The sequence below is a fragment of the Streptomyces calidiresistens genome, from assembly GCF_014141525.1.
Classification (GTDB): Bacteria; Actinomycetota; Actinomycetes; order Streptomycetales; family Streptomycetaceae; genus Streptomyces; species Streptomyces calidiresistens.
In genome coordinates this window covers 1-2,464 of record NZ_VKHS01000785.1, presented here as the reverse complement: position 1 = coordinate 2,464, position 2,464 = coordinate 1, and the positions used below count along the sequence as shown (strand labels likewise).

The window sequence follows — 2,464 nt, the reverse complement described above, 5'->3', positions numbered from 1 at the left end:
CGGCCGGGGCGCGCGGACCTCGGCGACGGGGCGCGGACGAGGGGTAACGGATTTCGCGTTACGGGCGGGAGCGTGTAATCTCTTCATCGCTCGCCCCAATAGCTCAGTCGGCAGAGCGTCTCCATGGTAAGGAGAAGGTCAACGGTTCGATTCCGTTTTGGGGCTCTGTGGTGTGGGTCACCCATCGCTTCGGTGGGTTCCGCATCCCGGCGGCGTAGCTCAGTCGGTAGAGCAAACGGCTCATAATCGTTGTGTCACCGGTTCAAGTCCGGTCGCCGCTACTCGCTGAAGTAGCCGATGGCGGACCCAGGTCCCCGATCGGCTACTCTCTCTGTGTTGGAATCGTCCGTTCGTCAAGGAGCACTCACGTGGCTGCCACAGACGTCCGCCCGAAGATCACGCTGGCCTGCGTGGAGTGCAAGGAGCGGAACTACATCACTCGCAAGAACCGGCGGAACAATCCGGACCGCCTGGAGATGAAGAAGCACTGTCCGCGCTGCAACTCGCACACCGCACACCGCGAGACCCGCTGACACGTGCAACAGTGCGCCGAGGCCGCTCCCTACCAGGGGGCGGCCTCGCGCGTGTACCCGGAGGTGTTCGCGCCCATGGCGCTGGATCAGTCATTCGTGGGCCGGAGCTACCCGCCCACCGAGCCGTACGAGGTCGGCCGGGAGAAGATCCGCGAGTTCGCGGAGGCGATAGGCGACAACAGTGCCGCCTATCGGGACCCGGAGGCGGCCCGGGCGTTGGGATATCCCGATGTGATCGCCCCGCCCACGTTCGTGTTCTCCATCACCTATCGGGCCGCGGGGGCGGTGATCGGTGATCCCGCGCTCGGCCTGGACTACACCCGGGTCGTCCACGGGGATCAGCGGTTCGCCTACCGGCGGCCGGTGCGGGCGGGGGACCGGCTGACGGTCTCCTCGACGATCGAATCGATCAAGTCCCTGGCCGGCAACGATGTCCTGGACATCCGGGGCGAGGTGCGGGACGCGGACGGGGAGCACGTGGTGACGGCCTGGACCAAGTTGGTCGCCCGGGCGGCGGAGCCGCCGGCGGCCCGGGACGGGAACGCGGAGGACGCGCGGGGCCGGACGTCGGCGGTCGGCGCGGGGGAGAGGGTGTGAGCGACGTGACGACGCCCGTGACGCGGGACACCGTGACGGTGCCGGTGGGCCGTCCGGAGTATTCCGCCGTGGAGGTGGGGGCCGCGCTGCCGACGCAGCGGTTCCCGGTCAACCGCGAGACCCTGGTGCGTTACGCGGGGGCTTCCGGTGACTTCAACCCGATTCACTGGAACGAGCGATTCGCCCGGGACGTGGGGCTGCCCGACGTCATCGCGCACGGCATGTTCACCATGGCGGAGGCGGTGCGGGTGGTCACGGACTGGACCGGCGACCCGGGCGCGGTGGTCGAGTACGGGGTGCGCTTCACCAAGCCGGTGGTGGTTCCCGACGACGGTGTGGGGGCCATGGTCGAGGTGTCGGGGAAGGTCGCGGCCAAGGACGACGAGGAGCGGACCGTCCGGGTGGATCTCACCGCGGTCTGTGACGGTCGGAAGGTGTTGGGGATGGCCCGCGCGGTGGTGCGGCTTCCCTGAGCCCGGCCGGGTCCGGCCGGACCCGGGGTCGATCGGCCCGGTGGACCGGGTGCGGTGCGCCGTGTCCGGTCCGGCCGGGCCGTTGACAAAGTTAGTGATTGACCAATAACTTCGAGGGGAGAGGGAGGCGACCATGCGGATGAGCGCGGAGGAGCGGCGCGAGAGCGTCGTGCGGGCCGCGATCGTCGAGTTCGCCCGCAGCGGGTACGCGGGCACCTCCACGGCGGCCATCGCCCGCCGGGTGGGTGTCTCCCAGCCGTACCTCTTCCGTCTCTTCCCCGACAAGCGGGCGATCTTCCTGGCCGCCGCGCGGCGCTGCACGGACGAGATCCGGGCACGCTTCGCCGAGGTGAGCGAGGGCATGACGCCCGACGAGGCGGCGGACGCCATGGGGGAGGTCTACCCGGAGCTGCTCGCCGATCGGGACCGTCTGTTGTTCCAGATGCAGATGTACGTGGCGGCGGCCGTGGCCGACGCCTCCGGTGATCCGGGCTTCGCCGCCGAGCTCCGCGAGGTGTGGGCGGAGCTGTGGGACCTGGTCCACTTCCGGCTCGGTGCCGAGGACGCCCGGACCGACGACTTCATGGCGATGGGCATGTTGATCAACGTCCGGCTCGCTCTCGGCTTCCCGCCGGATCACCGGGTGTGGGCGGGATGCCTGGAGCGGAACCCGGACTTCCTCCGCGCAGGGGGGAAGGGAGGGTGCGGGGGGTGACCCCCGCGGGTCCGACGGCCGTCGGCGGACGGTCGTTTTTTCGGCCCTCAAAAGTTATTGATCAATCACTACCTTGATGGCGGGAGTCCCGCCGATCGGAGGACGAACCCATGAGCGACACCACACCGAACACCCCGGCGGTCGCC

4 protein-coding genes and 2 tRNA genes are annotated in these 2,464 nt (G+C 69.3%); all 6 read left to right on the top strand.

All coding sequences use genetic code 11. From position 1 onward, the window contains the following. The first annotated feature begins 92 nt into the window (after positions 1-92). The 6 genes from FOE67_RS22735 (at position 93) to FOE67_RS22710 (ending at position 2,318) form a co-directional block, all read left to right on the top strand. Positions 93-165: transfer RNA gene (locus tag FOE67_RS22735), tRNA-Thr, on the top strand. A gap of 43 nt (positions 166-208) precedes the next feature. Then, a tRNA-Met gene (locus FOE67_RS22730) sits at positions 209-281 on the top strand. Between the two features lie 87 nt (positions 282-368). Then, positions 369-533, top strand: a complete 165-nt coding sequence (rpmG, locus tag FOE67_RS22725; RefSeq protein ID WP_103501369.1) for a 50S ribosomal protein L33 — start codon at positions 369-371, stop codon at positions 531-533. A gap of 75 nt (positions 534-608) precedes the next feature. Then, on the top strand, positions 609-1,130 hold the full coding sequence (locus tag FOE67_RS22720) for a MaoC family dehydratase N-terminal domain-containing protein (protein WP_182666709.1): 522 nt from the start codon (positions 609-611) through the stop codon (positions 1,128-1,130). Between the two features lie 5 nt (positions 1,131-1,135). Further along, positions 1,136-1,603, top strand: a complete 468-nt coding sequence (locus FOE67_RS22715; protein WP_438874287.1) for a MaoC family dehydratase — start codon at positions 1,136-1,138, stop codon at positions 1,601-1,603. A 139-nt stretch (positions 1,604-1,742) separates the two neighbouring features. Then, complete coding sequence (locus tag FOE67_RS22710) at positions 1,743-2,318, top strand: TetR/AcrR family transcriptional regulator (protein ID WP_182666708.1); 576 nt, start codon at positions 1,743-1,745, stop codon at positions 2,316-2,318. The last annotated feature ends 146 nt before the right edge of the window (positions 2,319-2,464 follow it).

Coding starts and splice junctions, on each gene's coding strand:
- FOE67_RS22710 (WP_182666708.1), top strand. CDS start 1,743: ATGAGCGCGGAGGAGCGGCGCGAGAGCGTCGTGCGGGCCGCGATCGTC.
- FOE67_RS22720 (WP_182666709.1), top strand. CDS start 609: ATGGCGCTGGATCAGTCATTCGTGGGCCGGAGCTACCCGCCCACCGAG.